This is a genomic window from Streptomyces montanisoli (genome assembly GCF_017813245.1).
GTDB classification, from domain to species: Bacteria; Actinomycetota; Actinomycetes; order Streptomycetales; family Streptomycetaceae; genus Streptomyces; species Streptomyces montanisoli.
In genome coordinates this window covers 1-2,422 of sequence record NZ_JAGIQL010000326.1, presented here as the reverse complement: position 1 = coordinate 2,422, position 2,422 = coordinate 1, and the positions used below count along the sequence as shown (strand labels likewise).

The following is a 2,422-nucleotide window of genomic DNA, read 5'->3' as shown; positions in this document are numbered from 1 at the left end:
ACCCTCCCCCGGCGCCGTCTCCGCCCCGGCCGCGGCCACCGCGTCCAGTGACGTTCAGTAGGGTCATGGGCACAGCAGCGTTCGCGCGACCTTTCCTCCGGAGGAACCCGCCGTGACCGACCGACCCTCCTGGGCGCCCCGCGGCGTCGACATCACCAGGGCCAACGTCTCCCGCATCTACGACTACTTCCTCGGCGGCTCGCACAACTTCGAGGCCGACAGACAGGCGGCGCGCTCCGCGCTGCGCTCCATGCCGGGCATCCCCGCGATCGCGCGGGCCAACCGGGCGGTCATGCAGCGCGCGTTGCGGTTCGCGACGGACCGGGGCATCACGCAGTTCCTGGACATCGGATCCGGCATACCGACCTTCGGCAACGTGCACGAGGTGGTGCAGGCGGCGCGGCCGGGCGCGCGGGTGGTCTACGTCGACAACGATCCGGTGGCGGTGGCGCACAGTCGGGCCGTGCTGGAGGACAACCCGGACGCGACGATCGTCGCGGGGGACCTGCGCGACCCGGAGTCGGTACTCGACCATCCCGGCACGCGCCTGCTCGACCTCTCCCGTCCCGTCGCGCTGATGCTCGTCGCCGTCGTGCACTTCCTGCCCGACGCGGACCGGCCCGCGGGCATCATCGCCACACTCCGCGACGCGCTCGCGCCGGGCAGCGTACTCGTCCTGACACACGCGACGCTCGACCACGGCCCGGCACCTTCGGGGCAGCGTGCCGTTCAGGAGGTGTACGAGCGGACGCCGACCCCGCTCGTGATGCGCGGTTCCGCGGAACTGCGGCCGTTCTTCGCGGGGTTCGACCTCGTGGAGCCCGGGATCGTGCCGCTGCCCCTGTGGCGCCCCGACGCGCCCGAGGAACCCTACGACCGGGCGGAGCTGCACGGCCTCGCCGGGGTGGCGGTCAAGCCCTGAGGACCGGCCGGCGTGTCCGGCCCACCCCCGGCCCACCCCGCTCCGACGTGCGCACTTGGATCAACGCCTTGACGGCCCTCGCGGACGGGGGTAGACAACTCCTGATTGAGAGAGCGCTCTCAGTCGGAGTCCACGCCCTCCACGGTCCCCACCCTGTCAGGAGAGGTCATGGCCGAACTCCCCTGCGGAAACGCCGTGTACGGGCGGACCCCCACATCGGGCTCACACGGAACAGGAGATGCTCCATGGCCCCTGGAAAAACACCAAGGCCATCGATCGACCGCAGGTCACGGCGGTCCAGGATCCGTCTCGCACTCGTCGGGCTTTCTGTCGGCGCCCTCAGCATCGCGGGGCTGACGGCGACGGCGCAGCGGGGCGCGGCGGCGACCCGCGCCGACGTCGGCAGCGCGGCGGCGCCGTCCGCCGTACCGGCACCGCCCGCCGGCTTCACCACGACGTGGAGCGACGATTTCAGCGGCGCGTCGGGCAGCGGACTGAACACCGGCACCTGGAAGTACGACACCGGCCCGGGCAGCAGCTTCGGTACCGGCGAGATCGAGACGATGACCGACTCGACCTCCAACGTGTACCTCGACGGCAATGGCCACCTGGTGCTCAAGGCGCTGCACTCGGGCAGTGATCCGGCGTCCGGCTGGACATCGGGCAGGGTCGAGACCCAGAACGACTCGTTCGGGGCGCCTCCGGGTGGCGTCGTGATGATGCAGTCCTCGATCCAGCAGCCGGACGTCTCGACGTCCAACGGCGCGGGCTACTGGCCGGCGTTCTGGATGCTGGGCCAGCCGCTGCGTACGGGCACGACCTGGCCCGCCTCGGGCGAGGTCGACATCCTGGAGGACATCAACGGGCGCAGCTCGGTCTTCGGCACCCTGCACTGCGGCGTCAATCCGGGCGGGCCGTGCAACGAGTCCACCGGCATCGGCAGCGGCGAGCACGCCTGCGCCGGCTGCCAGTCGGGCTACCACACGTACGCCGTGCAGATCGACAGGTCGACGTCGCCCGAGCAGATCCGGTGGTACCTCGACGGCCAGAACTACTTCACCGTCAACTCCTCGCAGGTCGACGCGGGCACCTGGGCCAAGGCCGTCGACCACCCGTTCTTCATCATCTACGACCTGGCGATGGGAGGTGGCTTCCCGAACGCGTTCGGGGGCGGGCCGAACGCGGCCACGGTCTCCGGCGGGCAGATGAACGTCGACTACGTGGCGGTCTACAACAAGGCTCCCTGACGGCCTGGCGCCACGCACCACGCGGCGTGCCCCGCCCGGCGTTCGGCCGGGCGGGGCACGCCGTGCGCGTCTTCACACCGCGGCGGTCCTGCAGGCCGGGTGGCCCCAGCCGTCGTCGTTCCTGGCGATCTCCTCGCCCGCCGCGTACGAACGGCCGCAGCGGCACCGGCCGGGGAACTTCGCCTTCAGCGTGCGGGAGCCGCCGCCACTCCTGCCCGGCGCGCCGCCGCGCTGCGCGCCGCCGCCCTGCGTG

The 2,422-nt window shown here is 71.8% G+C and carries 2 protein-coding genes and 1 pseudogene; 2 read left to right on the top strand and 1 reads right to left on the bottom strand.

The annotated features are described in order from the left end of the window. Positions 1–112 precede the first annotated feature (112 nt). Complete coding sequence (locus tag JFN87_RS32855; protein WP_209346130.1) at positions 113–922, top strand: SAM-dependent methyltransferase; 810 nt, start codon at positions 113–115, stop codon at positions 920–922. A 245-nt stretch (positions 923–1,167) separates the two neighbouring features. Further along, complete coding sequence (locus JFN87_RS32850) at positions 1,168–2,169, top strand: glycoside hydrolase family 16 protein (RefSeq protein WP_209346128.1); 1,002 nt, start codon at positions 1,168–1,170, stop codon at positions 2,167–2,169. Positions 2,170–2,241: 72 nt separating this feature from the next. Here JFN87_RS32850 and JFN87_RS32845 read toward each other — a convergent pair. Next, positions 2,242–2,422 (bottom strand): annotated as a pseudogene (locus tag JFN87_RS32845) (ribonuclease HI); the annotation flags it as partial.